The following is a 25,463-nucleotide window of genomic DNA, read 5'->3' as shown; positions in this document are numbered from 1 at the left end:
CCGCCCGCTTTTCTCCTGCGTGTTTATTAATTGTTGTACCATCCCCTGCATTTCCCCCCTATGATATTGATTCAGGTACGAAAGCGTGATGGGGAAAGGAGCAGGAACATGAAATTCAAGGGCGCATTACTGCTGAGTCTGCTGCTGGTGGGATGCGATAAACCCAATGATACGCAACTGGTTACTGAAACCGGGCGGGAGCTTCAGCGCACCATTGATACCAGCCCGATGCGTGTCACCTGCGAAAAGATTGCCAAAGGTCGCGAATGGCTGAGCCGCAGCACGGTGCGCAGGCTGGAAGCGAAGGGGTGCGATCAGGTCTTCCGCAGCGCCACGGAAACCAATTTCACTGAAACCACGATTTATCGCCGCACCATGACCATGGTGTGCGGCGGCATTCACGGTCAGAGCTTCACCGGCAGCGAACTGACGCGCCGCTTTATCTTCTCACCGGATGAGAAAGCGCTGGTGATCGAACCGATGACCGAGATGGATAAGACCCGTTTTGAGGGGCACAAAACGCTGCAACAGCTGCAGGACGATTTTAACCGCCAGCAGCAGCAGTATTGTCAGTAGTCAGGCCGGTACCGCCTGTTTCAGCTGTGCCAGCGAACAGCGCAGGCGCCAGATAATCCCCGCCAGTTCACTGGCCTCGTTGCTGCCCTGCGCCAGCAGCGAGGCGATCGTCTCCTCCAGTTCCAGCAGCATCCGATCAAGCGAGCTGTGCTGCACGCCACGGCTGCTGATAATCTGCTGTAAATTCTGCAGGCTCTCATCGCGAAACCGCAGCAGCGACGCCGGACCGGCATCCCAGTCACGCAGCTGCCAGACAATATGCGAGCAGTTGAGCAGCACCACCCCCCAGCGCAGCAGCCAGACCCGCGCCTGTTCATCCCGGCTGTGACTGAGCTGGCTGATGCGATGGTAGATCTGCGATTCAAAGCGACTTTCGCTGAGCCGGGGCTGTCGCCGCAGCTGATCGAGGAACGCCAGCCGCAGTGCCCGGATATGCCGTCGGCTGCGCCGGGCATCGGAGCTGGGGCGCAGGATCTGGAAAGCCAGCCAGGCAAGCAATACCCCGCACACTTTGGCAATATTATCGTTGAAGAACGCCTGATAGTCCCAGACGGGCGGGTTAGTGACCGCGATAAACGAGCCCATAAAGACGATGAACTGTCCCCACATCCCGGCACGCTGTTTCTGCTGTAACTTAAAGAGTTGCAGCGTCACCAGCAGCGGAAACAGAACCAGTAAAAAGGGCCACAGCAGGCTGATCTGCACCATCAGGCCGAACTTCATCACAAAACTGAAGGCAAACAGCCACAGCAGCGTTTTCAGCAGCAGCGTCACGCTGCCGCCGGGTGAGGGCGCAGAGGCGTAGAGCACACAGGCGATCGCGGTCAGAGTCAGGGCGGAAGCGCCTGAAGACCACTGCGTGTTGATCCAGAAGGCGCAGCCCAGCACGATAACGCAGAAGGTGCGCAGGGCGCTCCAGCCCGCTTCGGCACTGTCACTGTCGCGCGCCAGCGCCGGAACCGGCGGAGGCTGAAAGCGGGTATCCGCATCGGCACGATCCAGCAGCCTGATCCAGCGCAGCACATTGAGGTACATCCAGCAGAAGTAGCGCAGCCGGTGAGAGAATGCGCGCTGCCGATAGTCCCCCGACGCCGCCGGTGTCACGCTGCGCAGGATCTGTGCCAGCCGGTATTTGTCGCAGTCCGGTTTCGCCAGCTCCGCCAGCAGCTGTTGCAGCGCCTCAAACAGCGCGGCAGGGGCGTCGGGCCAGTTCAGCAGCATGCGGCGCAGACTGGAGAGCACGCTGGTGAGGCGCAGCTGCTGGTGCAGCACGTAGTTCAGGACGTTGTTCTGGCGGCGAAAGCGATAGTGACTCCAGAACGCCTGAATGCGCAGCAGATTCATGGTCAGGATCTGGCTGATGACCGTCTCATGCGCGGTGCGGATCCCCTCACTGGCGGAAGGCTGTAGCAGCAGGACCGCATGTTCCAGCAGCCGGGCGTGCATCTGCTTCAGCGAGGTAATCAGCGTCTCACCATCGGAAGTGCTCGGCAGCACCATCATCATCAATCCGGCGCAGAGGATGCCGGAGATCACTTCGCAGACGCGCGCCTGGGCGATGGTCCACAATGCGGTAATGTCCGTAATATTGACGCTGCTGAAGGCGATGATGGCGGCGGTATAACCGGCCAGGGAGAAGGCGTAGGCGACATTATTCTGATAGTGGCTGGCAATGCCGGTGCAGAGCGCCAGCCAGCCAGCGATGGCAAAGGTGAACAGCCATGGTTCATTCAGCGTGTGACCGGCAATCAGCAGGGCGGCGCTCGCCCCGACCAGGCTGCCGGCGATGCGGCCGAGGCTTTTACTGATTGCCCCGCCGACCGTGGGAAAGCTGATGACGGCGGCAGAGGTCATCGCCCAGTAAGGTTCATCGAGATCCAGACCGTAGGCGATACTCAGCGCCAGACACATTGATATCGCGTTGCGCAACGCGTAGCGCCACTGTCCACCCGTCGCCTTAATCCAGGGCAGCTGATCCCAGGCCAGCCACTGCATATTCATGGCTGGATGGAGATGGTGCAGCTGGTACCGGCAATCAGCTCAGTGTGTGCCGGAAGCGGGTCGAGACGAATGCGCACCGGCACCCGCTGCGCCAGCCGTACCCAGGGCACATTGGGTTTGATATCGGGCACCAGACCGCTGTCCGTCTCAATGCTCTGGTCGTAAATGGCGCGACCTATGCTCTCCACCTGGCCCTGCAGCTGCGCGCCATTGCTGTAGAGCACCACCTGTGCCGCGGCGCCCGGATGAATATGGCGCAGCTTGGTCTCTTCAAAATAGCCCATCACGTAGTAAGAGTGACTGTCCACCAGCGCAAACAGGGGCGTTCCCGCCGCGGCATAGTTGCCCGGCCGCAGCGTCAGATTGGTGATCCAGCCATCTGTCGGGGCGGTCAGCGTCGTCTGCTGCAGGTTCCAGCGTGCCCGCTCCCATTCCGCCTGCGCCGCTTTGGCACTGGCAGCCGCGGCCCCGGCGCTGAGGCGCGCCGCATCGAGATCTTCTGCAGAGATAATGTTACGCGGCAGATGAGCGCGCCGGTTAAATTCATGCTGCGCTTTCGCCAGATCCGCCTGCGCTTTGCTCAGCTGGGCGGCGGCGTTGTCGAGCGCAATCTGCCACGGCACCGGGTCGAGCGTCAGCAGCTGCTGGCCCTGATGGACAAACTGATTATCGGTGACGCTGAGCTGAGCAATCCGGCCCGACACCTGAGGCGTAATATCCACCAGCTCTGCCCGCACCTTACCGTCGCGGGTCCAGGGGGACTGCATGTAATAGTTCCAGAGCCAGCCCCCCGCCAGCAGCGCCAGGGCGAAGACGATGAGGGTGGAAAAATATTTTACCGCGTTAAATTTCATATCGATTATCCGTGACCGATGAGCCAGAGTGCGGCGGTAACGCACAGCACAAACAGGGAGAGATCAAACAGGGTGGGATGCCAGACGTCGCCGGAGTAGATCCAGCCGCGCACCAGGGGGTGGATCAGCAGCCAGAAAAAGAAGCCAAGGAGCACCGCCTTGAATATCGGCGGAAAAAACAGTGAGGCGCCCACGACCAGATCGGTCAGCGGTTTCGCGCCTGAAAAAGCGGAGGTGAGCACGTGATAACATCCCTCGTTAACCCAAACGGCAGGGGGAGAGCGCTGCCGCGATTTCCTGGCCTGGCCCGGGATTTGTAATTTGTCCTGTAAACTCGCAGAATAGTGTAGAATCTGGCTTGATAGCTAGCAAGCTAATTATAAGGAGATGAAATGGATACGCCCCTCGGAACGGATTTATCTCGCCTGGTGCGCATCTGGCGCGCGTTGATTGATCAGCGGCTGAAGCCGCTTGAGCTGACTCAGACTCACTGGGTGACGCTGCACAATATTCATCAACTGCCGCCCGAACAGTCGCAGATCCAGTTAGCCAAGGCGATTGGCATTGAACAGCCCTCCCTGGTCCGCACGCTGGATCAGCTGGAAGAAAAAGGGTTAATTACCCGCTCGACCTGTGCCAGCGATCGTCGCGCCAAGCGCATCAAACTCACGCAGCAGGCGGAGCCTATCATTGAGCAGGTGGAGAGCGTGATTGATGAGACGCGGGACGACATTTTGTCCGGCATCAGTCGGGAAGAGATCAGCCAGATGGTGACGCTTATCGCCCGGCTTGAGAAAAACATTCTCGAACTGCAGAACAAAGAGAAATAAAAAACCGACGCCCAGGCGTCGGTTTTTTTTGCTATCTCAGCGAGGTGAAACGGTGACCTGGCTGCCGTTAGAGGCCATCACGACACGCTGGCCAACGGAATAGCGTGAGGCGGCCTGTTTCTGAACCACCATGATGGTGTTGCCATCATCCTTGCGGATTTCCAGCTCAACGCCATCGGTTTTATTGATTGCGCCCTGAACGCCCTGGCCCGCAACGCCGCCCAGTACCGCACCACCGGCTGTCGCCAGGCTACGACCTGCGCCGCCGCCAATCGTGTTACCCAGGAAGCCACCCAGCACGGCACCGCCGATGGCACCGATAACGTTACTCTCATCGCCACCCTGGATTTTCACCGGGCGAACGGAAACTAACGTACCGTAAGAGACGCTCTGCACCTGCTTGGCTTCACTGGCACTGTAGGTATCACCCGACAGCGTACTGGTATTGCTACAACCTGCCAGCATGACACCGGTCAGAGCGACCACAATTACACGCTTAATCATCTGAAACTCCTTTAGTCGAGAAGGCGCCACGTTTACCGCTGTATCCTGCTCACAGTATAAGACACAAACCTGGCAAATTAATCCCTGTCCGAATAAAACACGGTTGAACGAAGCATAGACTATGTAAGATCAACAATAATTCAATCGTGGATCAAAAATAGTCCCGCGGCGTTACCGGTCAGCACATTTGGATAAAAACAAATTAATCATAGAATTAGCGGGTGTAATTTGTCAGGCTAGCCGCAGATAAATTGCACCTCCCGCCGGATGTAAGGAATGGCTATGAAATCAGGACGCTATATCGGAGTAATGTCAGGCACCAGCCTGGATGGAGTGGATGTGGTGCTGGCGGCCATTGACGAAAATATGGTGGCTCAGCAGGCGAGCTATTCGCATCCTATCCCCGCCGGGCTTCGCCAGGCGATCCTCGCGATTTGTCAGGGACAATCCCTGACGCTGTCGCAGCTGGGGCAACTGGACACCCGTCTCGGCCAGCTATTTGCCGAGGCGGTCGTCACGCTGATGAAGCGCGAATCCCTTGAGGCCAGCGATATCACGGCGATTGGCTGTCATGGTCAGACCGTCTGGCATGAGCCGCAGAGCGACGCGCCCAACACCCTGCAGATTGGCGACAACAACCAGATTGTGGCGGCGACCGGCGTCACGGTGGTGGGCGATTTCCGTCGCCGTGACATGGCGCTGGGCGGGCAGGGCGCGCCGCTGGTGCCGGCTTTTCATCAGGCCCTGCTGATGGATGCCACGGAACGCCGCATGGTGCTGAATATTGGCGGCATCGCCAACCTTTCGCTGCTGATACCGGGGCAGCCGGTGCGGGGTTTTGATACCGGTCCCGGGAATATGCTGCTGGATGCCTGGATCTGGCGGAATCAGGGCCTGCCGTATGACAAAGATGCGCAGTGGGCGCGAAGCGGCACGCGGGTTCCGGCGCTGCTGGAGGCGCTCTTAAGGGAGCCCTGGTTTGCGCTTCCGCCACCCAAAAGCACCGGGCGCGAGCACTTTAATCTGGGCTGGCTGGAGCAGCATCTGCGCTATTTCCCGGGGCTGGCTCCGCAGGATGTGCAGGCGACGCTGGTGGAGCTGACCGCCATCACCATCACCCAGCAGATATTGCTCAACGATGGCTGTGACCGTCTGCTGGTGTGCGGCGGCGGCAGCCGCAATCCGCTGCTGATGGCGCGCCTGGCTGCTCATCTTCCCGGCACCGAAGTGACCACCACCGATGCGGCGGGTATCAGCGGTGACGATATGGAGGCGCTGGCGTTTGCCTGGCTGGCGTTTCGCACGCTCTCCGGGCTGCCGGGCAATCTGCCGGCGGTAACGGGTGCGCGGGAGAAGAGCGTGATTGGCGCCATCTATCCGGCCAATGCGCTCTACCGGCGTTAACCTGCGAACCGGGGGCGGTCAGCCCCCGATGGGTAAGGGGTGACCGTCAGGCGGCACCGGGGAGATGAGTGAGGTTACGGACGCCGGTAATCACGGTTGCCACCATGGTTTCGCGTCGGGTAATGACTTCGACCTGATAAAAACGGCTGCGGTAGGCGATGGAGTAGATGATGGGATGGTACTTGTTGCCTTCTCCGTAGCGGGCGTAGTGCGCTTCGAGCGCACGGGTTGCTGCCAGGATATGGGAGGGTTCTTTATCACCGCGGATGATTTGCTTCATTCAGTTCCTCAAATGCTGTCCCTGGAGTCACGTCGCACGCATGGCGCGTTGCGCTGGCCTAAACACTGAACATCTGACTGCTAAATCGGTAATCACAGACTGGGCAATAACTGACTCTGCCGGGCGAAGATGACAGAAAAATGATCGCCCGGCGCTGTTTATTATTTAGCAGTCGCCAGGGGATCCGGCAAGGCAGGGAAGCGCAAAATCATCCAAATCGCAGGGGGTTAAAGCAGCTCTGGCCAGGCGACGGCCGCAATGCGGTTCAGCTCAGGTTTTGAGAAGAGGAAGCCCTGAAACTGGGTCACGCCTGCCGCTTCGAGCCACATCCACTCTTCGGGCTGTTCGATGCCCTCCGCGATCACGCCGATCTCCAGTGACGAGCAGCATTTCAGAATCGCATGAATGATCGCCTGCTTCGGTCCGCTTTTATGCACGCCTGAGATAATCGCCCGGTCAATCTTGATCTTGTCGGGCTGAATGCGGGTCAGCAGCGACAGCCCGGCGAAGCCGGCGCCAAAATCGTCCAGCGCGAGGCTGATGCCCGCCGCCTTCAGCTGGCGAAGGGCCGCTTCAAAGGCATCCGGCTGCGAGATAATTTCATTCTCGGTGAACTCCACCATGATCTGCTCCGGCACCAGCCCCTGGGCCGCGATCGCCTCCAGCAAAAACGGAACCGCATCGGGCACTTCCACCAGGGTCATCGGCAGCAGGTTGATCGACAGGGTCATCCCCTCAATCCCCAGCTGTTTTGCCTGAGCAAACGCGATTTTTTTCGACTGCAGATCGGTCTGATAGAGCTGTTCACGTGACAGTCCGGCAAAATAATCCAGTGGCGGTTCACCCTGCGGGCCGCGCAGCAGTGCCTCCAGTGAAACGATTTCACAGGCAAAAGGATCGACGATCGGCTGAAACGCGAAGCTGACCTCATCCGTCGCCATCAGTGCGGCATCGCCTTCACGCTGCTCTGACTCGTCGCGGATAAAGGTCCAGCCGCTGGCAGAAGGGATCTCAAAATAGTTCTCTTTTTCCCGCGCTTCGACAAAGGTGCGCAGGAACTGCAGGGCGCGGTCGGAATAGGTCATCTGGTAGCGGGTGGTGCATTTCTCCAGCACCGCTTCCAGTACCGTCTCTTTATCGTGCAGACGGAGATCGAACAGTTCCATACCGACGTGACCAAACCGTCGCGCTGGCGCGTAGTCGCGCAACAGTTCAACCAGATTATGATGGCGCGGATCCTGGCAAATCCGGTTATAGACCGCTTTTACGGCCGCTTCCGGACCTTCCAGCAGCTGAAAAAAGTGTGTTCCATTGAACAACAGAATCCCGGTGACGCTGGATGATTTGTTGATTTTGTTCGCTTTTAATGCCAAATCATGCAGAAGCCCCAGTGACACATTTTCAGTGATGTGGCTTCTGTAGATGATTGTCGACAACATAAAGATTTCCGGGATTTTTTATTTTTTGTTAACACACCTTACCAGAAGGTTCTCCTGGGGAGAACGAGGGGGAGTGCGCCTTTCTTACTCTGGAACTATTTTAGTCGACAGGAAGCGCTGAATCACCTTTTCCCAGCGCACGCTGCATAAAAACCGTATCCAGCCAGCGGCCCTGTTTGAACCCGACCGAACGCAGGATGCCGGTCATCTCAAAGCCCGCTGCGCGATGCAGCGCAATGGAGCCCTGGTTCCCGCTGTCGCCCACGTTAGCGATCAGCTGACGAAACCCCGCCTGCTCTGCCCAGGCAATCGCATGATGTAACAGGCGTGACCCGACGCCACGCTGCTGAAATCCCGGATCGATATAGATCGAATCTTCCAGCGTGTGCCGGTACGCATGGCGCGGACGATAGGGGGCCAGATAGCAGAAACCGCGCACCTCACCGTCGCTGACGGCGATAAACCACGGCAGGCCCGCCTGCTGAATCTTGTGCATCCGCCCGGCGATTTCGGCGACGTCAGGCGGAACCGTCTCAAAGGAGCCGGTGCCATTAAGGACATGCCAGGCGTAAATCTGCTGAATCGCCGGGATATGAACATCCTCTGCTGCAAAAATTTCCATTGTCACGCTCCGGTATTATCTTTAACGGCTGTACCCGGTGAAAAAACAACGGTATAGCGGGTCGTCAGGGGACGCAATGAAAATCTTGCGGGTGCGCATTCTCTCCTGTCGGCTCGCTTACCAGGATTAATCCTGGCAAATCGGAGGGCAGAATGCCAGGCAGCATGAAAGAGGCGATATCCGGGGGTATTAAGCCTTTTCTGAAAACCGCACCAGCCGGATGATTCATTCCAGGGTTAGGGCTATTATCTCTGCGGTTTCGGTTGAGCTGAATTAATATCCGGGGGTGCGGCGTGATGCGATTTGTTGATTTTCTGAAAAGTAAGCAGGGGCTGCGCGCCGCGAGAAATCACTGCTTTGAATTAAATGGTGTGGTGCTCGGTCATTTCACTGCGCTATTTCTGCACGATAACCAGATTATTTTTACCAAAGATGGCAGGCATTGCGTCGTGCCTTATTATCTTGGTGCCGATGACGATTTAACTGAGCAGACGATTAATCCGCGCATTAATAATATCCGGGCGCTGAACTGATTAATTTTGCTCTCGCCCGCCACGCTTAATAACCTCCGCGTGCGGAGGTCATATTAATTCACCAGAAAATGTGCGTTATCCCTCTTTTCGCTCTGTTCACGGCTGCCGCCGATCGCGCTGTGGCGCTTTCACACGGCGCGGGGCAACAAACAGCAGCAGCAGGGCACTGGCAGCAAACAGCGTCAAAGCCGTAACGGCGCCCAGCGCGGCATAGAGCTGGCCAAACAGCAGCGATCCCACCACCTGACCTGCCGCCAGCATAAAGAACAGCATCCCGACGCCGGTTGCCGGATCGTCAGCGGTGGCCTGCGCGCCCCAGACCAGTAACACTCCTGACAGCGTGACATAGCCCGCGCCACAACAGGCCACCGCCACCATTAAGCCCGCAGAGTCGCCCCGGCTCAGGGCCAGCACCAGCAGCGGCACGGCCATTCCGCATAGCGCGAGCCGGTAGACCCCATTCAGTCCGATACGGGCAGCCAGCGGGCCGGTAAGCACACCGGCAATGCCCGCTCCTCCGGCAATCAGCCAGAGCAAACGGGCGCTCTCCGCATCCATGCCGACGTGCTGACGCAGCAGCACCGATCCAAAACTCCACCAGGCCGCACTGATCAGACCTGAAACAAGCGCAATGCCCATCAGCCGCCGCAGCGCGCGGCAGTACAGGCGCGGCTGCCCGTGACGCTTCTGCGGCCTGTGAGCAGCGGTGTGAGAGGATAAGTGACGCATCACCGGCAGCGCACAGGCCAGAGCGAGCAGGGCGAAGAGCCCGCAGGCGGCGCGCCAGCCGCCCGGCAGCGTGCCGAGAATGATAACGGAGAGGATAATTCCTGCGCTGGTACCGGCATTGATCAGGGTGTTGATGCGCGGCTGGCGCGCCGCGGGCACACAGGCACTGACTGCCGCCGCCAGGGCGGGAGATGCCAGGCCGGAACTGAATCCGGCGATAAAGAGCCCGGCCGCGAGCAGCAGCGGCGAGGTGGCGAGGGCAAGCAGCAGCAGACCTGCCGTCGCACAGAGTGAGGCGAGTAGCGCCGTCAGCCGCGCACCGTAGCGCCGGGCCAGCGCCGCGGCGCTGAGAATGGTCAGACAGTAAGAGACAAAGCTGCAGGCGGAGAGCAGACCCGTCTGCTGCGGGCTTAACGGGATCGCTGCCGATATGGCGGGCAGCATCAGCCCCCATGAGAAGCGGGCCATGCCATAGGTTACTGCGATCAGGCTGAAGCCCGTCAGAGCCAGCGCAGCAGGCGACCTCATCAGGAAGCCCCTTTCTGGAGCAGCAGCTGGCTGGCGATCTGCGCCGCATGCTGCGCGGCGGCGGGGCCGGTAATCAGCGCGGTGGTAATCGCCCCTTCAAAGAGCATCCAGATGGCATCGCTCAATGATTGATCTTCGGCACCGTGCAGGCAGGTTACACAGTCGGTGATGTAGCGGCGCATGGCGGCGCGGAATGCCAGCGCCTGCTCTGCCAGCGCCTGATCCCGTCCGGCATATTCTCCCCAGGCTTTAAGGAAGAAGCAGCCGTGCGCACCGTTTGCCTCTGTCCAGCTGGCCAGCACGCTAAACAGCTGCGCGATCGCCTCCGGCTGGTGGGCCGGCAGCAGCTCAGCCATAAATCGCTGCTCACGCGCCGCCATCACCGCAGAGGTCATCGCCTCGCGTGAGGGAAAGTGATGATAGAAGGTTCGGGTGGAGACGCCCGCTTCCCGACAGAGCTGGTCGGTACTTGTGGCGTGGAACCCGTGGGTGTAAAACAGCCGCTCGGCAGCCTGAATGATGTCATCGCGTTTTTTCATCCTTTAAAAGTAAACCGTTCGTTTTACTTTTGCAAACCGGGCACGGCTGGATGCGTCCACCGGTATTGATAAATCCGCGAAGCCGGGGGATTTAGCGTTCCGCTTAGAGGCGCGCCTTCTGTCGCTTTCACACTTTTTCAGCTTCAGTTCATTAATACTCATAATTACCCCTGCGGGGGTAAGTGATTTCAGCGCTGCGTCTGATATGACCCGGACGGCAGAAGCTTTTATTCCTGAAGGATTTCATTTTAAGCGATTGTTTTATATGTATAATTTAGATTATATGCTGTTCTGGCATGCATTAGCACGGTAAATGCTTATGACGCGCTGAAGCGGCAGGCGGGGATCGGCGGCGATAAATAGCTGAAGCGAGTGAAGCGGGTAAAAAGGGCATATTCTCAAAGTCAGTCTGCCCTCTGTAATAAAGTGGTTTTAGGGATAATTCTCAGTTAGTTTAATAAAGCTTCAGATTACAAATAAAATCTCTTACGAATTTTGGTTCGTTTTTTTAAGACACATACAGCAACTATCAGGATGACTACCATGCTCAAAGCCAGCTATTATTATCTGTGCCCGCGTCCCATGGGTGGATGGATTTTACACAAAGAAGGTTGCGTTAATCTGTCAAAGAACGATAAGCGCGTGTTTATTGGTTCGCTTTATACCCGTCAGCAGGCGCTGGCCGTGGCGAAAATACATCATGCCAATGCCATTCTCTGTAATGCCTGCCTGAGTACTTTTATTTGCCCGGGCAGCAGTACGGTAATTAAACCGGCACGCGCTGCCACGCCAACCCGTCATACGCCAAAACATTAAGCGCCGGGCTCTTTTTCCGGCAAAGCAGATAAGGGCGGGAATAAAAGCAGGGTAGTCTGAATTAAAAAAGGGCAGCGTTAATACGCTGCCCTGAGGATTACGCCTGTTTAGGCTGTCCGTTTGATGCGGTCAGCCCGCCATCGACCGGCAGATTGACGCCGGTAATATAGCTCGCCTCATCGCTCGCAATAAAGACAATAGCCCTGGCGATATCATCCGCCTCACCCGCGCGACGCAGTGGAATACGATCGTAAAACCGCTCAAGCAGCGCCGGATCCTGTTTGGTATCTTCCGTCAGATCGGTAAAGGTAAAGCCCGGGCAGATCGCATTGATGCGGACGCCGTCCGCGCCGTAGTCCATCGCCAGGGCGCGCGTAAAGTTGGTGATCGCCCCTTTGGCGGCATTGTAGATGCTCATGCCCCAGTCACCGCCTAAGCCGGAAACGGACGAAATGTTAACCACGTTACCTTTGCTCTTCAGCAGGGCAGGCATGAAGTAGTGAACGCCGTGGAAAACCCCGTCCAGGTCGGTTTTCATCAGCGTTTTCCAGTCCTCAAGGTCCACTTCATGGATGCGGCCCTGGACAATCACGCCAGCATTATTCACCAGCACGTCAACCCGGCCATATTTATTCAGCACGGTTTCTGACAGTTGTTTAACCTGGGCAGCGTCTGAGACGTCGCAGGCCGCTACCAGGTGGTCACCCGGCGTCAGTCCGGCCAGCGTCTCTTCGAGTTTCTGCGCGGTGCGTCCCACCAGCACCACTGACGCGCCTTCTTCTGCAAAGCGTTTTGCGCTCGCCTCACCAATGCCGGACCCGGCACCTGTCACAACCACAACTTTCTGCGTAAATCTGGACATTATGCCTCCTTATCAGCATCAATTTTCACGTTTAACAACCGGTTAAGCCTGGCAGTGATTGCCAGAAATTCAAGCGCAGCGTCAGAGGCGCTGCGCCTGAAGCCTTACCGTCATCCCTAATCAGGGACGTCTGAACAGGGCGAAGCTGCGTCCTTCCAGCTCAAAATCCTTCTCTTTGGTGATGACCAGACCGCGTTTCGCCACGTCGCTGGTGGTCAGCTCCAGCACCCAGCCCCCTTCACCAAACTGCGGGATGCGGAAGGGCACGTTGCCCTCAAACGGGTTAAGCAGCATCAGCACATCGTGCCAGATGCCCTCTTCGGTCTGCAGGTCGGGCCGCCCGATATAGACGCCCAGCGTGGAGCCTTCATCCCACTGCTCACTCTGCTGGAACCCGCCGCCGGCGTTAAACCATTTGATATCCATGCCGTCGCGCCAGTTCTCCCGACGCAGCAGAGGCTGCTGCGCACGCAGGCTCAGGATCTGGCGGGTGAACGCGCGCAGCGCTTCGGCGGATTCCGGCAGGTTATCCCAGTGAACCCAGGAGATTTCACTGTCCTGGCAGTAGCCGTTGTTGTTGCCCATCTGGCTGCGGCCAAACTCATCGCCTGCCAGCAGCATCGGCGTGCCGTGTGAGAAGATCAGGGTGGCGAGGAAGTTACGCTTCTGGCGCTCACGTACGGCGTTGATGCCTTCGTCGTCCGTCGGGCCTTCTGCGCCATAGTTGTACGATCGGTTGTCATTGTGACCGTCGTTGTTATCTTCGCCATTCTCATCGTTGTGCTTGTCGTTGTAGGAGACCAGGTCGTTGAGCGTGAAGCCATCGTGCGCCGTCACGAAGTTGACGCTGGCCCACGGGCGACGGCCGTGCTGATCGTAAAGATCGCCGGATCCGAGCAGACGGGCGGCAAAGTCGGTCGAGACGTTGTTGCCTTTCCAGTAGTCGCGCACCGTGTCGCGATACTGATCGTTCCACTCTGCCCAGCCGGGCGGGAAGCTGCCGACCTGATAGCCACCCGGTCCGATATCCCAGGGTTCACCAATCAGCTTTTTCTGTGACAGGATCGGGTCCTGCATTACGGCATCGAAGAAGCCGCCGCGCGGGTCAAAGCCATCCGGTTCGCGTCCCAGAATGGTGCCGAGGTCAAAACGGAAACCGTCGATATGCATCGACTCAGACCAGTAGCGCAGCGAATCGAGCACCATCTGCAGCACGCGCGGATGCGAGGTATTGACGGTGTTGCCGGTTCCGGTGTCGTTGATGTAGTAGCGGTGCTGATCCGGCAGGGTCCGGTAGTAGGAGAAGTTATCGATGCCTTTAAACGACAGCGTCGGCCCCAGCTCATTCCCCTCGGCGGTGTGGTTGTAAACCACGTCGAGGATCACCTCAATGCCGGCATCATGAAAGGCGCGAACCATGTCGCGGAAGCCCTGAATGCCGCGCGGGCCGAAGTAGCGGGTCGCGGGCGCAAAGAAGCCCAGCGTGTTGTAGCCCCAGAAGTTTTTCAGCCCTTTATCCAGCAGATGCTGATCGTCCGGGAACCAGTGCACCGGCAGCAGCTCGACCGAGGTAATGCCTAAGCTTTTGATGTAGTCGACGGTCGCTTTATGACCCATGCCGTCAAAGGTGCCGCGCAGTTCGGGCGGCAGCGCCGTGTTGAGCTGGGTAAAGCCTTTAACGTGGGTTTCATAGATCACCGTTTTCGGCCATGGCACGTTCGGACGGTTCCTGTCCTGCCAGTCAAACTCGTTGGGATCGATAACCCGGCACTTCGGTGTAAACGGCGCGCTGTCGCGGCTGTCAAAAGTGAGATCTTTATCGTCGTGATAGAGATCGTAGGCGAAGTGCGCCTCGTTCCAGGCGATGTCGCCCGCCAGTTCGCGGGCGTAGGGATCGAGCAGCAGCTTGTTCGGGTTAAAGCGATGACCATTCTCCGGGTCGTAGGGACCATAGACGCGATAGCCATAAAGCGCACCTGGCTTCAGACCCGGCACATAGCCGTGCCAGATTTCATGGGTATATTCCGGCAGCTCCAGACGGGCGATTTCCGTTTTACCGCTGGGATCGTACAGACAGAGTTCCACCCGCTCGGCGTGGGCACTGAACAGGGCGAAGTTTACGCCCTGACCATCAAAGTTTGCCCCCAGCAAATGGCTGTAACCCGCCGTAATTTCAAAACGCTGACTGTTTGACATTGATGCCTCGTTATTCAGTGAACAGATTGACGCGTAAAAGAAAAAAGGTTTCAGCGTGCCACCAGCACGGCGCACCACTGCGACGCCAGGTCGCCCAGCGCCAGCGCATCGCCCGCATCGAGCGTGTTACCGCTCAGCACATCCTCATAATGGCGCTGACGCAGCCCGTCCGGCAGGGCGAGGCTGATCTCTGCCCAGCGCGCCGCAGGCGGCTGATCCAGGTTTTCCGGCAGGGCGTCAAAGACCCGGCGCGACACAATGACAATCACCGCCTGATCCCCATGGGTGCGGGCAAAGGCCAGCACCTTGTCCGGCTGCCCACCCCCGGCTTCCAGCGCCAGATAGTCGCCGTGGCGGAACAGGTCAGGTTGCTGCTGGCGCAGCGCCAGCAGTTTCACAATCGCCTGCTGATTAACCTGGCCACGCCGCCAGTGGGCCTCACTGCCGTCGTGCTGCGGCGCACTGAGCATGGCGGCCAGCGCGTCAAAGTCGGGCTCGCGGCGGTTATCGGGGTCGACCAGGCTGAAGTCCAGCGCCTCGCTGCCCTGATAAATATCGGGCACGCCCGGCGCGGTGAGTTTCACCACGGTCTGGGTCAGACTGTTGACCAGGCCCGCGCGGATAAAGGGCTGCAGCGCCTCGCAGAAGTCATTAAGGAAGGCGTGACTGGCGGGCGAGAGCAGGTGACGGGCATAGCCCAGCACCGCCTCTTCATAGGCGTCATTGTTGTCGGCCCAGTCGGTGCGCAGCTTGGCTTCACGCAGCGCTTTTTCCACGTAAACCACAAAGCGGGCTTCCAGCGCCGCCAGACCTTCCGCGTCGTCCGGTTGCAGGGTGGTCGGCCAGACTCCGGCCAGCGCTTCATAGAGCATCCATTCGACTGCCGGCTCCGGTGCCGGGCCATCTTTCAGCCGCACGACCTGATCCTGATTCATCTCGCGCCAGCGGCTCACGCAATCCGCCCAGCGCTGCGGCGCTTCGGTCAGGGTATAGAGCCGCGCACGCGCATCCTCACCGCGTTTGGTGTCGTGTGTTGAGGTGCCCGACAGTGCATCGGGCTGATGGTCGCGTCGCGCCTGCATTTCGGCGTGGAACTGCGCCAGCGAGAAGTGACGCGCCAGCGGTTCAGCGCCGACCTCGTTCAGCGCCAGCGCCATGTGCTGACGGAAAAACAGCGTATCTTCGACAGACTTCGCCATCAGCGGGCCGGTCAGCTGCTGGAAGCGGGTGCGGAACTGCGTGGCATCCTCGCGGGCCGCAGAGGCGACCTCTGCCCGCAGAATCCGGGTCAGAAAGTCGAGCGCCGCGCTGTCTGGTGCCGTGGCGCTGGCTTTCACCTGACCAACCACCTGCTGCAGCAGCTGCTGGTCGGCAGGGGTCAGGCCCTCCGGGGTGCCGTAGGTGCGATAGACCGGGAACGCTACCAGCAGCTCGCGCAGCGCATTTTTCAGCTCAGGCTCCGGCTGTGGCGTGCCCTCTGCGTCGGCGATCGTCAGCGCCAGCTGGAGTAACCGGTTAAATTCTCCGGCAAAATTACGGTTCGCCATCAACAGCTTGGCGGCGCGCAGCTCCGCTTTCATGTCCACGGTTTTGCCAATCACCGCCTGATAGGCTTTGCGCAGGCCACTCAGGCGATCGCTGTCGACCAGCAGGTTGGCGAGCGCCGCCATAAACTCATAGCCGGTGGTGCCGGAAACCGGCCACTCATCCGGCAGCTGTTCATCCTCACCCAGGATCTTCTCCACGGTGAGGTAGCAGTCGGGACCCGCCGCCTGGCGCAGCTGCTCCAGATAGCCGCGCGGATCGGCCAGGCCATCGACGTGATCCACCCGCAAGCCCTGCACCGCGCCGCTGTGAACCAGTTCAAGAATCAGCTGGTGCGCTGCGTCAAAGACCGTTTTGTCCTCCACGCGCACGCCCACCAGACCGGTCACCTCAAAGAAACGCCGGTAGGAGAGGTCGCGCGGCGCATCGCGCCAGGACATCAGTCGCCACGGCTGCTGGTCATGCAGGGCCGCAATCTCTGCGGCATCGCGCAGGGCGAGCACCGCCTCTTCCCGATCCTGCCAGGTCCGTGGGTCCAGCGGGTAGAAATTGTCAAAGTAGGCCAGCGCCGGCTTGCCGCTCTGCGGGTCACGCTGCACGCTGATCTCGCCATTCGCCAGCACCGCCTCAAAGGTGTCACCGAGGAACGGCAGTGTCAGGCGACGTGACCAGTCGATATCAAAATAGCTGGCGTAGCGACTCTGTTCGCCATGTTCGATCACGTCGCGCCACCACGGGTTCTCAAGCGACGCGGCCATATGGTTCGGCACAATGTCGAGGATCAGGCCCAGTCCGGCGGCCTGCAGCGCGGCGACCATCCGATCAAATCCTTCGCGTCCGCCAATGGCGGGCTCGATCTCGTTGACGTCGGTGACGTCATAGCCGTGGGTGGACTCCGCAGTCGCGCTGAAGATCGGCGAGGCGTAGAGATGGCTGATCCCAAGCTGTTTCAGATAGGGCACCAGCGCCGCGGCGCGGTCAAAGGTCATGCCGTTGCGGAACTGGATGCGATAGGTTGCGGTTGGAATAGTCATGCGGTTTCTCCCTTAGCCAGACGCACCACGATAGAGTCAGGCGCGAGTTCAGTTGCGGCCTGCGGCCAGGCAAACAGGGTCTTACCCGGCAGATCGGGGATCGGCTGCGTGCGGTTGCTGACGTTCAGCGCCAGGGAGAGCGTGCCCGCCGGGAAGTCCCAGCGCACCGCGAGGAAGCCCTCTGACGTCGTGATCACCTGGCCGGCGTCCCCCCCGGCGCTCTGCAGCAGCGGCACAATATGCTGCTGACGCAGGCTGAGCAGCTGGCGCGTCAGTGCCAGCCACTGCTGGCCTTCCGGCGTCTCCCTCTTCTGCCAGTTAAGTTTCGACTGTTCAAAAGTGGTCACATCATTAGGGTCCGGCACGGTTTCACCGTGACCGGCATGGCCTTCAAATTCTCTGGCGCGGCCTTCGCGCACCGCTTTAGCCAGATCGCCGTGGAAATCGGTGAAGAACAGGAACGGCTGGGTTTCGCCATACTCTTCGCCCATGAACAGCAGCGGGATATGCGGCGAGACCAGCAGGGTGGCCAGCAGCACCTGAGTGCGCGCCGCGCCAGCCAGGCTGATGAGCCTTTCGCCCTGCGCCCGGTTGCCCGTCTGATCGTGGTTCTGGATAAAGTCGACAAAGGCCACCGGCGGCTGGCTGCTGCTTTTCACTCCACGCGGTTCACCTGACTGCTTCGACACTTCGCCCTGATAGACAAAGCCTTCTGCCAGCGCCCGCGCCACCTGCTGCGCCGGATGATCGGCAAAGTCCTGGTAGTAGGCGTGATCTTCCCCGGTCGCCAGCACATGCACGGCGTTGTGGAAGTCATCGTTCCACTCCCCCGTGAACAGCGGAGCGTCGCCTTTTTCATCACGCGGATGAAGGAAGGTGACATTGCGGCAGTCTTCGGTGGTGAGATGGATAGGGCGATCGGTAATCGTCGAGCGGATGCGCTCGGCAATCTCAATCAGCACATGCTTTTCGCTGGGATCGTCAATCTGATCGATGGCGTCAAAACGCAGGCCGTCGAGATTAAACTCCTGCAGCCAGTAGAGCGGCGCCTCCACAATGTAGCGCCGAACCGCATCAACGTCATAGGCGATGCCTGCGCCCCACGGCGTCTTGCGCTCCTGATGGAAGAAGTCAGGCGAGAGCAGGGGCAGATAGTTGCCCTCCGGGCCGAAGTGGTTCAGCACGATATCGAGCACCACCGACAGACCGTGGCCGTGCGCTGCGTCGATAAAGGCTTTGAAATCATCGGGTGTGCCGTAGGCGGCGTGCGGTGCATAGAGCAGCACGCCGTCGTAGCCCCAGCCGCGGTTGCCGCCAAACTGCGACACCGGGAGCACCTCGATCATGGTAATGCCGGTTTCCGCCAGCACCGGAAGCTTTTCAATCGCGGCCCGGAAAGTGCCTTCGGGGGTAAAGGTGCCGATGTGCAGTTCATACACCACCGACTCCGGCCACGGACGACCGCGCCACGCCGTGTTCTGCCACTGATAAGCATCAGGATCGATCACCAGAGAGGGGCCGTTGACCTCCGCTTTCTGGGCGCGGGCGGCGGGATCGGGCACGGCTGTGCCATCGGCCAGCACAAAGTCATACTCTGCGCCGGCAGCCACACCGGCAACCTGCGTCTCAAACCAGCCGTCAGCCTGCGGGGTCATCTCTATGTCTTTACCGGAGAGGCGCAGCGTCACACGTTGCTGGCCGGTTGCCCAGAGGCGAAAACGCACCTCATCACGGGCAACCCGTTCAGCGCCCCAGCTTTTGGAAAAAGATTTGGATTCCATTCAGTTGCCTCATTTAGCCTGGAAATGCGCAATGGCGTCCATCGCGCGAAAAGGATGTTGATCATGCAAATGTCAAAAATCATAAACCTGCCAGCGAGACCAGGATGCCGGGTGGGCCGGCGCGTCTCTTCAGCCAGGAAGCTGGACTGGTATTCAGTGTGATGCGGTGGAAAAGGGCGGTGAGACCGCTTCCACGCGGCTACAGTGAATAATCATAGACTAAGATGTTGCCCTCGCCGGGCGGCGGAGGGGCTGGTGAACAAAATTTGCGTTTATGACGCTGAATCAGCGTGATCCGGGATGAGTGAAAGCGGGGGCGGCGCAGAAAAAGCTGACGGAGGGGGCGGATTCGCTATAAGCTCAGGCACGTCCGGACAGGCTCGCCCGTGACGCTGAATGTTTAAGGAGAGGATGTGAGGAAAAACGCCCTGTTAGCCGTGTTGCTGCTGCTTTCTGCCTGCTCTAACCGGGTCGGACACCGGCTGGACAATACGCATCTGCAGCAGATTCATGCCGGTCAGACCACCAAAGCCCAGCTGATCGCCCTGTTCGGCCAGCCCGACAGTGAAATACCCTACCCGGACGGGCAGCGGCTGCTGAAATGGACCTACAGTGAGGCGCGCACCCTGAATACCACCGAGGGGCAGACGCTGACCGTGCAGATGAAAAATGACAGAGTGCTGAACTATGCGCTGAGTAAAAGCTGAACCGCGCGGCAGCAGGGGCCGCCGCGCGTGGGGGGTTACTGTTCGCTGCTCTGCTGCGCGTCCCGGCTCCCGGGGTGCGGCTGAGCCAGCCGGGCGAAATCGGACCCCGCCGGATGCTGATAGATCTGCAGTTCAAACAGACGGGCCATCGAATAGATAAACTCAAAAATTTCCGCCTGGGTATTCTCATAATCCACCCACAGAATGGAGGAGGTGAAGCAGTAGATCTCCACCGGTAACCCATCCGGTGACGGTTTCAGCGGCCGCACCACGATATACATCTCTTTCTGAATATCGTGACGCTGGGCGAGCCAGGCGGTCAGGAACTTACGAAATACCATCAGATTGGTAATGCCGTTCTCCATAAACCAGCGGTCGCCAACGGCGCTGATGTCGCGCCCGTCCAGCAGCCCGGTAATCGCTTCGCTGGCGATGCGGATCTGGCTCATCGACTGCAACATCTCCTGATTCACAAAGGTGATCGACTTCTGATCCAGATAAAAGCTGCGCATGATACGGCGCGCACCGGAGGAGAACATCGCCTGCCAGTTCGTGTAGGTCTCGGTCAGGAAGTTCTTGGTCGGGATGCGCGAAATGGTGTTGTCCCAGTTGCGGATGGTGATGGTGTGCAGCGCAATATCGATCACCTCCCCGCTGATATTGTTATCCGGCATCTCAATCCAGTCGCCCAGCTGCAGCACGTCGTTGGAGGAGAGCTGAATATTGGCCACCAGCGACAGCAGCGTATGCTGAAAGATCAGCATCAGCACGGCGGCCACCGCACCCAGCGAGGAGATGATGATCGCCGGTGACTTGTTGGACATAATCGCCAGAATCATGATCGCGGCGATAATGTGCACCAGGATTTTACCAATCTGGATGTAGCCTTTGATCGAGTGATTCTTGCGCTTCGATTTGCGCGAATAGGAGCTGTTAACGATCTCCAGCACTTCGTTGAAGAAGATCGACAGATAGATAAAGAACAGGATGCCGCAGATGGTCTGCACGGCGATCTTCAGATGCTCCGGCAGGCCGGGCATGAACTGCAGGAAATTGTAGACCACAATGACCGGCACAAAATTGGAGAGCTTCTGCGAGAGGCGCACATCTTTGTCCAGCGGCACGCCCTGTTTGTGGCTGCTGAAGAAGACTTTCCTGACCACTTTGACGATGAAGAATTTGCAGATCAGGTGAGTGACCATCCCGGCCATTATCAGCAGCAGCAGGCTGAAGCTGGCCGACAACACGCTGTTTCCCTCAATAAAACGCATCAGACTCTGTATGTAATGCATGATAACCACGTGCAAAAAATGTAAGGGGCGAATTCAACCACAGCAGAGGGGCGGATGTTAAGCGGCGAATGCGCTCAGAGGCCTTCGCAGCGCTTTTTTTGTCCGGCTGAGTGTGCCTGGCATCACGCCGTGAAAAAGCTTTTCCATCAGGCACTCAGATAAACGCGGCGCTGGCCGATAACGCTACTATCTCCTCTGATATGAGCCTGCTCACATGATAAAAAATCTTAAAATAACGCACGGTATTCTGGCGGTGCTGGCCGTCTTCATCATTTTACTCACCCTGACCGGTTTCCTGTTCTACAACGGCATGGCAAAAGCCGATAAAAACTTCGTGGCCGCTGAGCAGCTGACGCTGCAGCAGCAGCACCTGAGCGATGCCGTGAAAACCCTGATCAAAACCCGCGTCACCATCAACCGCGTGGCGATCCGTTTCCTGAAGAATCAGCAGGACCCGAAATCGCTGGCGGCGATGGCGACGCTGCTGGAGCAGGCGGGGCAGTCTGCGGCGGCGGCCGACGCCGACTTCACCGCCTGGCAGGGGCTGACGCAGCAGGAGAAACAGAGCGACGCGCAGGCGACGCAGGTGAAGGCGGCCTATCAGCAGATGCGTGAAACCATGCTCGCCTCCATCACCTTTCTGAAGCAGGGCAACTACCCGGCTTACGGCAACCTGGAGGCGCAGGCCGCCCAGGATCAGCTCGACAGCGCCTATCAGGCCTGGCGTGCGCTGAACATCCAGCTGATGAAAGCGACCTCCGAGCATAATCAGCGCAGCCTGACGGATGCGCTCTGGACGCTGCTGACCATCGGCCTGATTACCGTTGTGGTGGCCGCAGCGGTCTGGATCGGGCTGCAAAAACTGCTGGTTGGCCCGCTCGGCAGGCTGACCGGTTACATGCGTGCCATCTCCGGCGGTGATTTAACCTCCGCGATTCAGCAGGAAGGGCGCAATGAGATGGGGCTGCTGGTTCAGGAGCTGCAGCAGATGCGCGATGCGCTGGTGGTGACCATCACCTCGGTTGATGACGCTACCCGTTCAATCTTCACCGGTGCGGCGGAGATCTCCGCGGGCAGCAGCGATCTCTCCTCCCGCACCGAACAGCAGGCCGCCGCGCTGGAGCAGACCGCGGCCAGCATGGAGCAGCTCACCTCGACGGTGAAACTCAACGCCGACAACGCCCGCCAGGCGACCACGGTGTCAAAAGAGGCGTCAACCACGGCGGTGCAGGGCGGCGAGACGGTGGCCCGGGTCATCGCCAACATGGATCAGATCAGCGAAAGCTCCGGTCAGATCGCCGGGATTATTGCTATTATCGACAGCATCGCGTTTCAGACCAACATTCTGGCGCTGAATGCGGCCGTTGAGGCGGCGCGCGCCGGGGAGCAGGGTCGGGGATTTGCAGTGGTGGCGGGTGAAGTGCGCTCGCTGGCTGGCCGCAGCGCCACGGCCGCGCAGGAGATCCGCGGCCTGATTGACTGCTCTGCTGAGCGGATCAGAACCGGTGCCGGTTACGCCGCGCAGGCGGGCAGCGCGATGGAGAGCATCGTGACATCGGTAAGCCGGGTCACGCAGCTGATCGAAGAGATCGCCGCCTCCTCGACCGAACAGACCCGTGGCATTGAGCAGGTCTGCATCGCCGTTTCAGAGATGGATGGCGTTACGCAGCAGAACGCCGCGCTGGTGGAGGAGTCTGCCAGTGCCGCCGCCTCGCTGGAGGAGCAGGCAAGTTACCTGCGTAAAACGGTCGCGGTTTTCAAAACCGGCACGCTGCACGCCGCGTTTACAGCCGCACCGGTCGCGAAGGCGATCGCCGCGCCACAGCGTCAGCCTGTCGCCGTGGCCGACAACGACAACTGGCAGAGCTTCTGACGGGAACGCCTTTTACGTCAGGGTTCCGCTTTCTCCGCCATAAAAAAAACCGCCCGGGGGGCGGTTTTTTTATTCACTTAAGGCATCAGGCCGGAACAGACTGTGCCTTCTGGCTGCGGGACCAGACGCGGTGCGCTTTCATCGCCTGCGTAAATTCAGAGGTCAGGGCGCTTTCCGCCGAGTCACCCTGCACGATGCCTTCTTCCTGATCGCCATCACCCAGACCGAACTGCGCTTTGAAGCGGCGCGCGTCGCCCACCAGGCCAATGACCTTGAGGTGCTTGTAGGCTTCCAGCAGGAAGTAGCGGGCATCACCACTTAACAGCAGCGCATCGATGTTGCCATCCGGTACGATCACCGCATCAAAGGTCAGCGAAGGCAGACCGGCGAAGGTGGCGTCGATCGGCAGTACGGAACCATCGTCGGCACGCACCTGGCCCATGTGCGGCGCCAGAAGTTTGGCGTGCACACCTTCCGCTTTCAGCGCCTGCAGGATCGCCAGCACACCGTCCGCTTTCACGCCGTCGCTCAGCAACAGTGCAACCTGACGGCCTTTGATCTCGCCATCCGGCACGGCATAGAGGCTCAGGCTGTCATCTTTGGTCAGGCCGTTGACCGGTGCCGGCGGCTGGATATTGCGCTGCTCGTCGGTCAGGGCGATGCCCAGATTGTCGGCCACACCCTGCGCCAGTTTGGTATCGATGCGCGCCAGATGATCCACCACGCGCTCACGAATATAGGCACGTCCTACTTTGCTCAGCTCAAACGAGTAGGCACCGATGATGTGCTGCTGCTCAACCTCGGTCTGGCTCTGCCAGAACAGGCGCGGCTGGGCATAGTATTCGCCGAAGGAGGGGCTGCGCTCGCGCACCTTGTGGCCTTCGATCCGCTCCTGATAGCTCTCGAAGCCGCCGCCTTTCGCCGCCGGTGGGGTTTCACGCGGCCAGTTGTCGTTGATCGAGTTCGGCTCGTAGTTAGCCGGGTTGGTGTCGATGTCCTGACGATGCATCCCCTGACGCTGGAAGTTATGGTAAGGGCAGGTCGGACGGTTAATCGGGATCTCGTGGAAGTTCGGGCCGCCCAGACGACTGATCTGCGTGTCGGTATAGGAGAACAGGCGACCCTGCAGCAGCGGATCGTTGGAGAAATCGAGCCCCGGCACGATATGACCCGGATGGAATGCCACCTGCTCGGTTTCGGCAAAGAAGTTGTCCGGGTTACGGTTCAGCACCATTTTGCCGACAATTTCAACCGGAACCAGCGCTTCCGGGATCAGTTTGGTGGCATCGAGAATGTCGAAGTCAAATTTGAACTCATCCTCTTCCGGGATCAGCTGCAGGCCCAGTTCATATTCCGGGAAATCGCCCGCTTCAATGGCTTCCCACAGATCGCGGCGGTGGAAGTCCGGATCGCGGCCGGTCAGTTTCTGCGACTCATCCCACAGCAGTGAGGCTTTACCGGCCACCGGCTTCCAGTGGAAGCGGACAAAGGTCGCTTTGCCTTCGGCGTTAATCAGGCGGAAGGTGTGAATCCCGAAGCCTTCCATGGTGCGATAGCTGCGCGGAATGCCGCGATCGGACATCGCCCAGATGACGTTGTGCATGGTTTCCGGCTGCAGGGAGACATAATCCCAGAAGGTGTCATGGGCACTCTGGCCCTGCGGGATTTCATTGTGCGGCTCCGGCTTAACGGCGTGCACAAAGTCAGGGAATTTATGCGCATCCTGAATAAAGAACACCGGGGTGTTGTTACCGACCAGGTCAAACACGCCCTCTTCGGTATAGAACTTGGCGGCGAAACCGCGGATATCACGTACGGTATCGGCAGAGCCAGCACCCCCCTGTACGGTGGAGAAACGCACGAAAACCGGGGTGGTCTGATTCGGATCGCTGAGGAACTGAGCTTTGGTCAGATCTTTCAGTGAGCGGTAAGGCTGAAAGTAGCCGTGTGCCGCTGAGCCGCGTGCATGCACGATACGCTCAGGAATACGCTCATGGTCAAAGTGCGTGATCTTCTCACGCAGGATGAAGTCTTCCAGCAGGGTCGGACCACGCGTACCGGCTCGCAGGGAGTTCTGGTCGTTGGCGATGCGGGTGCCCTGATTGGTGGTCAGCGGCTGGTTCGTGCCGTTTTTACGGCTGGCTTCAAGCTGGTCGAGTTTAGCGTTGTGGGTCTGTGGCGCTTTCAGGCTGCCTGGGGCAGTAGGCTGCTTGCCTGGCGGAGTGGGTTCGGCGGGTGGCTGATGCGAACCATCTTTCGGTGCCAGCGAACCCAGACCCGGCTCTGATGACTCTGGTCCGGTAGTGGGCGCACGGTGGCTCAGGGGTTTCTTCTCAGTTTCTTTCGACATTAATCCATGCTCCGGCTGTTGTTTTATTTTCGACGACACTAAATATAGAACAACCTGAACAATGCTGAGGGTAAACGGGGCATTTAATCCGGATGGCTGCCGCTTTTTCGTCCGGCTGAAAACGCACGCTTATCTGCGGGTACGCCTCGTCGCTTCGTTTATTCACCC

The 25,463-nt window shown here is 59.1% G+C and carries 22 protein-coding genes; 7 read left to right on the top strand and 15 right to left on the bottom strand.

Annotated elements, in window-relative coordinates; translation table 11 throughout:
• Positions 1-108 precede the first annotated feature (108 nt).
• Positions 109-576 carry a hypothetical protein gene (locus CKF42_RS02540; protein WP_009090461.1) on the top strand — a complete coding sequence of 156 codons (468 nt, stop codon included), beginning with the start codon at positions 109-111 and terminating at the stop codon, positions 574-576.
• Here CKF42_RS02540 and CKF42_RS02535 read toward each other — a convergent pair whose 3' ends face one another.
• From CKF42_RS02535 to CKF42_RS02525, 3 genes are read right to left on the bottom strand one after another with little or no spacing between them, the layout of a single operon-like run.
• Positions 577-2,577, bottom strand: coding sequence for an FUSC family protein (locus CKF42_RS02535; RefSeq protein WP_111207407.1), 2,001 nt, complete (start codon positions 2,575-2,577; stop codon positions 577-579).
• Positions 2,574-3,431 carry an HlyD family secretion protein gene (locus CKF42_RS02530; RefSeq protein WP_009090458.1) on the bottom strand — a complete coding sequence of 286 codons (858 nt, stop codon included), beginning with the start codon at positions 3,429-3,431 and terminating at the stop codon, positions 2,574-2,576. Before CKF42_RS02530 ends, CKF42_RS02535 begins: the two co-directional genes overlap by 4 nt.
• A 5-nt stretch (positions 3,432-3,436) precedes the next feature.
• Positions 3,437-3,673, bottom strand: coding sequence for a DUF1656 domain-containing protein (locus CKF42_RS02525; protein WP_009090455.1), 237 nt, complete (start codon positions 3,671-3,673; stop codon positions 3,437-3,439).
• A gap of 150 nt (positions 3,674-3,823) precedes the next feature.
• Here CKF42_RS02525 and slyA point away from each other — a divergent pair, with 150 nt between their 5' ends.
• The gene (gene slyA / locus CKF42_RS02520; protein WP_009090453.1) at positions 3,824-4,261 is read left to right on the top strand and encodes a transcriptional regulator SlyA; all 438 of its coding nucleotides are present in this window, start codon (positions 3,824-3,826) and stop codon (positions 4,259-4,261) included.
• A 36-nt stretch (positions 4,262-4,297) separates the two neighbouring features.
• Here slyA and slyB read toward each other — a convergent pair whose 3' ends face one another.
• Positions 4,298-4,765, bottom strand: a complete 468-nt coding sequence (gene slyB, locus CKF42_RS02515) for an outer membrane lipoprotein SlyB (RefSeq protein ID WP_009090452.1) — start codon at positions 4,763-4,765, stop codon at positions 4,298-4,300.
• Positions 4,766-5,047: 282 nt separating this feature from the next.
• On the opposite strand from slyB, the gene anmK reads away from it, so the two are divergent.
• Positions 5,048-6,169 carry an anhydro-N-acetylmuramic acid kinase gene (gene anmK / locus CKF42_RS02510; RefSeq protein ID WP_046101745.1) on the top strand — a complete coding sequence of 374 codons (1,122 nt, stop codon included), beginning with the start codon at positions 5,048-5,050 and terminating at the stop codon, positions 6,167-6,169.
• A 46-nt stretch (positions 6,170-6,215) separates the two neighbouring features.
• Here anmK and CKF42_RS02505 read toward each other — a convergent pair whose 3' ends face one another.
• The 3 genes from CKF42_RS02505 to CKF42_RS02495 form a co-directional block, all read right to left on the bottom strand.
• Positions 6,216-6,449: a DUF4060 family protein gene (locus CKF42_RS02505; protein ID WP_009090450.1), complete on the bottom strand. Its 234-nt coding sequence runs from the start codon at positions 6,447-6,449 to the stop codon at positions 6,216-6,218.
• 227 nt (positions 6,450-6,676) lie between these two features.
• Positions 6,677-7,888 carry a diguanylate phosphodiesterase gene (locus CKF42_RS02500; protein WP_009090445.1) on the bottom strand — a complete coding sequence of 404 codons (1,212 nt, stop codon included), beginning with the start codon at positions 7,886-7,888 and terminating at the stop codon, positions 6,677-6,679.
• Positions 7,889-7,988: 100 nt separating this feature from the next.
• Positions 7,989-8,510, bottom strand: coding sequence for a GNAT family N-acetyltransferase (locus CKF42_RS02495; protein ID WP_009090443.1), 522 nt, complete (start codon positions 8,508-8,510; stop codon positions 7,989-7,991).
• A gap of 296 nt (positions 8,511-8,806) precedes the next feature.
• Between CKF42_RS02495 and CKF42_RS02490 the strand changes: the two genes are divergently transcribed.
• Positions 8,807-9,043 (top strand): hypothetical protein, encoded by a 237-nt coding sequence (locus CKF42_RS02490; RefSeq protein ID WP_009090441.1) that lies wholly within the window; start codon positions 8,807-8,809, stop codon positions 9,041-9,043.
• A 96-nt stretch (positions 9,044-9,139) separates the two neighbouring features.
• Here CKF42_RS02490 and CKF42_RS02485 read toward each other — a convergent pair whose 3' ends face one another.
• Both CKF42_RS02485 and CKF42_RS02480 read right to left on the bottom strand, forming a co-directional pair.
• On the bottom strand, positions 9,140-10,300 hold the full coding sequence (locus CKF42_RS02485) for an MFS transporter (RefSeq protein ID WP_111207406.1): 1,161 nt from the start codon (positions 10,298-10,300) through the stop codon (positions 9,140-9,142).
• Positions 10,300-10,839, bottom strand: coding sequence for a TetR/AcrR family transcriptional regulator (locus CKF42_RS02480; RefSeq protein ID WP_111207404.1), 540 nt, complete (start codon positions 10,837-10,839; stop codon positions 10,300-10,302). The genes CKF42_RS02485 and CKF42_RS02480 overlap by 1 nt, the downstream gene beginning before the upstream one ends.
• A gap of 543 nt (positions 10,840-11,382) precedes the next feature.
• Between CKF42_RS02480 and CKF42_RS02475 the strand changes: the two genes are divergently transcribed.
• Entirely contained in the window at positions 11,383-11,655 is a 273-nt protein-coding gene (locus tag CKF42_RS02475) for a hypothetical protein (protein ID WP_009090436.1), read from the top strand.
• Positions 11,656-11,752: 97 nt separating this feature from the next.
• Here the strand turns inward: CKF42_RS02475 and CKF42_RS02470 are convergent, their stop codons facing one another.
• The 4 genes from CKF42_RS02470 to treZ all read right to left on the bottom strand — a co-directional run bounded on the left by CKF42_RS02470 (position 11,753) and on the right by treZ (position 19,073).
• On the bottom strand, positions 11,753-12,517 hold the full coding sequence (locus CKF42_RS02470) for an SDR family NAD(P)-dependent oxidoreductase (protein WP_009090434.1): 765 nt from the start codon (positions 12,515-12,517) through the stop codon (positions 11,753-11,755).
• Between the two features lie 120 nt (positions 12,518-12,637).
• Positions 12,638-14,713: a glycogen debranching protein GlgX gene (glgX, locus tag CKF42_RS02465; protein ID WP_111207478.1), complete on the bottom strand. Its 2,076-nt coding sequence runs from the start codon at positions 14,711-14,713 to the stop codon at positions 12,638-12,640.
• A gap of 50 nt (positions 14,714-14,763) precedes the next feature.
• Entirely contained in the window at positions 14,764-17,292 is a 2,529-nt protein-coding gene (gene treY, locus CKF42_RS02460) for a malto-oligosyltrehalose synthase (RefSeq protein WP_111207402.1), read from the bottom strand.
• The gene (gene treZ, locus CKF42_RS02455; protein ID WP_009090428.1) at positions 17,289-19,073 is read right to left on the bottom strand and encodes a malto-oligosyltrehalose trehalohydrolase; all 1,785 of its coding nucleotides are present in this window, start codon (positions 19,071-19,073) and stop codon (positions 17,289-17,291) included. Before treZ ends, treY begins: the two co-directional genes overlap by 4 nt.
• Positions 19,074-19,486: 413 nt before the next feature.
• On the opposite strand from treZ, the gene CKF42_RS02450 reads away from it, so the two are divergent.
• Positions 19,487-19,780: a hypothetical protein gene (locus CKF42_RS02450; protein ID WP_111207400.1), complete on the top strand. Its 294-nt coding sequence runs from the start codon at positions 19,487-19,489 to the stop codon at positions 19,778-19,780.
• A 35-nt stretch (positions 19,781-19,815) separates the two neighbouring features.
• Here the strand turns inward: CKF42_RS02450 and CKF42_RS02445 are convergent, their stop codons facing one another.
• On the bottom strand, positions 19,816-21,072 hold the full coding sequence (locus tag CKF42_RS02445; RefSeq protein WP_009090423.1) for a mechanosensitive ion channel family protein: 1,257 nt from the start codon (positions 21,070-21,072) through the stop codon (positions 19,816-19,818).
• Between the two features lie 214 nt (positions 21,073-21,286).
• Here CKF42_RS02445 and CKF42_RS02440 point away from each other — a divergent pair, with 214 nt between their 5' ends.
• The gene (locus CKF42_RS02440) at positions 21,287-22,945 is read left to right on the top strand and encodes a methyl-accepting chemotaxis protein (protein ID WP_111207398.1); all 1,659 of its coding nucleotides are present in this window, start codon (positions 21,287-21,289) and stop codon (positions 22,943-22,945) included.
• 85 nt (positions 22,946-23,030) lie between these two features.
• Here CKF42_RS02440 and katE read toward each other — a convergent pair whose 3' ends face one another.
• Complete coding sequence (gene katE / locus CKF42_RS02435) at positions 23,031-25,295, bottom strand: catalase HPII (protein WP_046101753.1); 2,265 nt, start codon at positions 25,293-25,295, stop codon at positions 23,031-23,033.
• Positions 25,296-25,463 lie beyond the last annotated feature (168 nt).

Origin of the sequence: Pantoea sp. ARC270, assembly GCF_003236725.1 — a bacterium.
Lineage (GTDB): Bacteria > Pseudomonadota > Gammaproteobacteria > Enterobacterales > Enterobacteriaceae > Pantoea > Pantoea anthophila.
The sequence above is the reverse complement of the archived record's forward strand: the minus strand, read 5'-3'. Positions and strand labels throughout refer to the sequence as shown.

Bases quoted from the DNA above. Each gene is read 5' to 3' on its own strand.
- CKF42_RS02530 (WP_009090458.1), bottom strand. From the start codon at position 3,431: ATGAAATTTAACGCGGTAAAATATTTTTCCACCCTCATCGTCTTCGCC.
- CKF42_RS02495 (WP_009090443.1), bottom strand. From the start codon at position 8,510: ATGGAAATTTTTGCAGCAGAGGATGTTCATATCCCGGCGATTCAGCAG.
- CKF42_RS02475 (WP_009090436.1), top strand. From the start codon at position 11,383: ATGCTCAAAGCCAGCTATTATTATCTGTGCCCGCGTCCCATGGGTGGA.
- CKF42_RS02540 (WP_009090461.1), top strand. From the start codon at position 109: ATGAAATTCAAGGGCGCATTACTGCTGAGTCTGCTGCTGGTGGGATGC.
- slyB (WP_009090452.1), bottom strand. From the start codon at position 4,765: ATGATTAAGCGTGTAATTGTGGTCGCTCTGACCGGTGTCATGCTGGCA.
- CKF42_RS02440 (WP_111207398.1), top strand. From the start codon at position 21,287: ATGATAAAAAATCTTAAAATAACGCACGGTATTCTGGCGGTGCTGGCC.
- CKF42_RS02485 (WP_111207406.1), bottom strand. From the start codon at position 10,300: ATGAGGTCGCCTGCTGCGCTGGCTCTGACGGGCTTCAGCCTGATCGCA.
- treZ (WP_009090428.1), bottom strand. From the start codon at position 19,073: ATGGAATCCAAATCTTTTTCCAAAAGCTGGGGCGCTGAACGGGTTGCC.
- glgX (WP_111207478.1), bottom strand. From the start codon at position 14,713: ATGTCAAACAGTCAGCGTTTTGAAATTACGGCGGGTTACAGCCATTTG.
- slyA (WP_009090453.1), top strand. From the start codon at position 3,824: ATGGATACGCCCCTCGGAACGGATTTATCTCGCCTGGTGCGCATCTGG.
- treY (WP_111207402.1), bottom strand. From the start codon at position 17,292: ATGACTATTCCAACCGCAACCTATCGCATCCAGTTCCGCAACGGCATG.
- CKF42_RS02480 (WP_111207404.1), bottom strand. From the start codon at position 10,839: ATGAAAAAACGCGATGACATCATTCAGGCTGCCGAGCGGCTGTTTTAC.
- CKF42_RS02490 (WP_009090441.1), top strand. From the start codon at position 8,807: ATGCGATTTGTTGATTTTCTGAAAAGTAAGCAGGGGCTGCGCGCCGCG.
- anmK (WP_046101745.1), top strand. From the start codon at position 5,048: ATGAAATCAGGACGCTATATCGGAGTAATGTCAGGCACCAGCCTGGAT.
- CKF42_RS02445 (WP_009090423.1), bottom strand. From the start codon at position 21,072: ATGCATTACATACAGAGTCTGATGCGTTTTATTGAGGGAAACAGCGTG.
- CKF42_RS02505 (WP_009090450.1), bottom strand. From the start codon at position 6,449: ATGAAGCAAATCATCCGCGGTGATAAAGAACCCTCCCATATCCTGGCA.
- CKF42_RS02535 (WP_111207407.1), bottom strand. From the start codon at position 2,577: ATGAATATGCAGTGGCTGGCCTGGGATCAGCTGCCCTGGATTAAGGCG.
- katE (WP_046101753.1), bottom strand. From the start codon at position 25,295: ATGTCGAAAGAAACTGAGAAGAAACCCCTGAGCCACCGTGCGCCCACT.
- CKF42_RS02470 (WP_009090434.1), bottom strand. From the start codon at position 12,517: ATGTCCAGATTTACGCAGAAAGTTGTGGTTGTGACAGGTGCCGGGTCC.
- CKF42_RS02500 (WP_009090445.1), bottom strand. From the start codon at position 7,888: ATGTTGTCGACAATCATCTACAGAAGCCACATCACTGAAAATGTGTCA.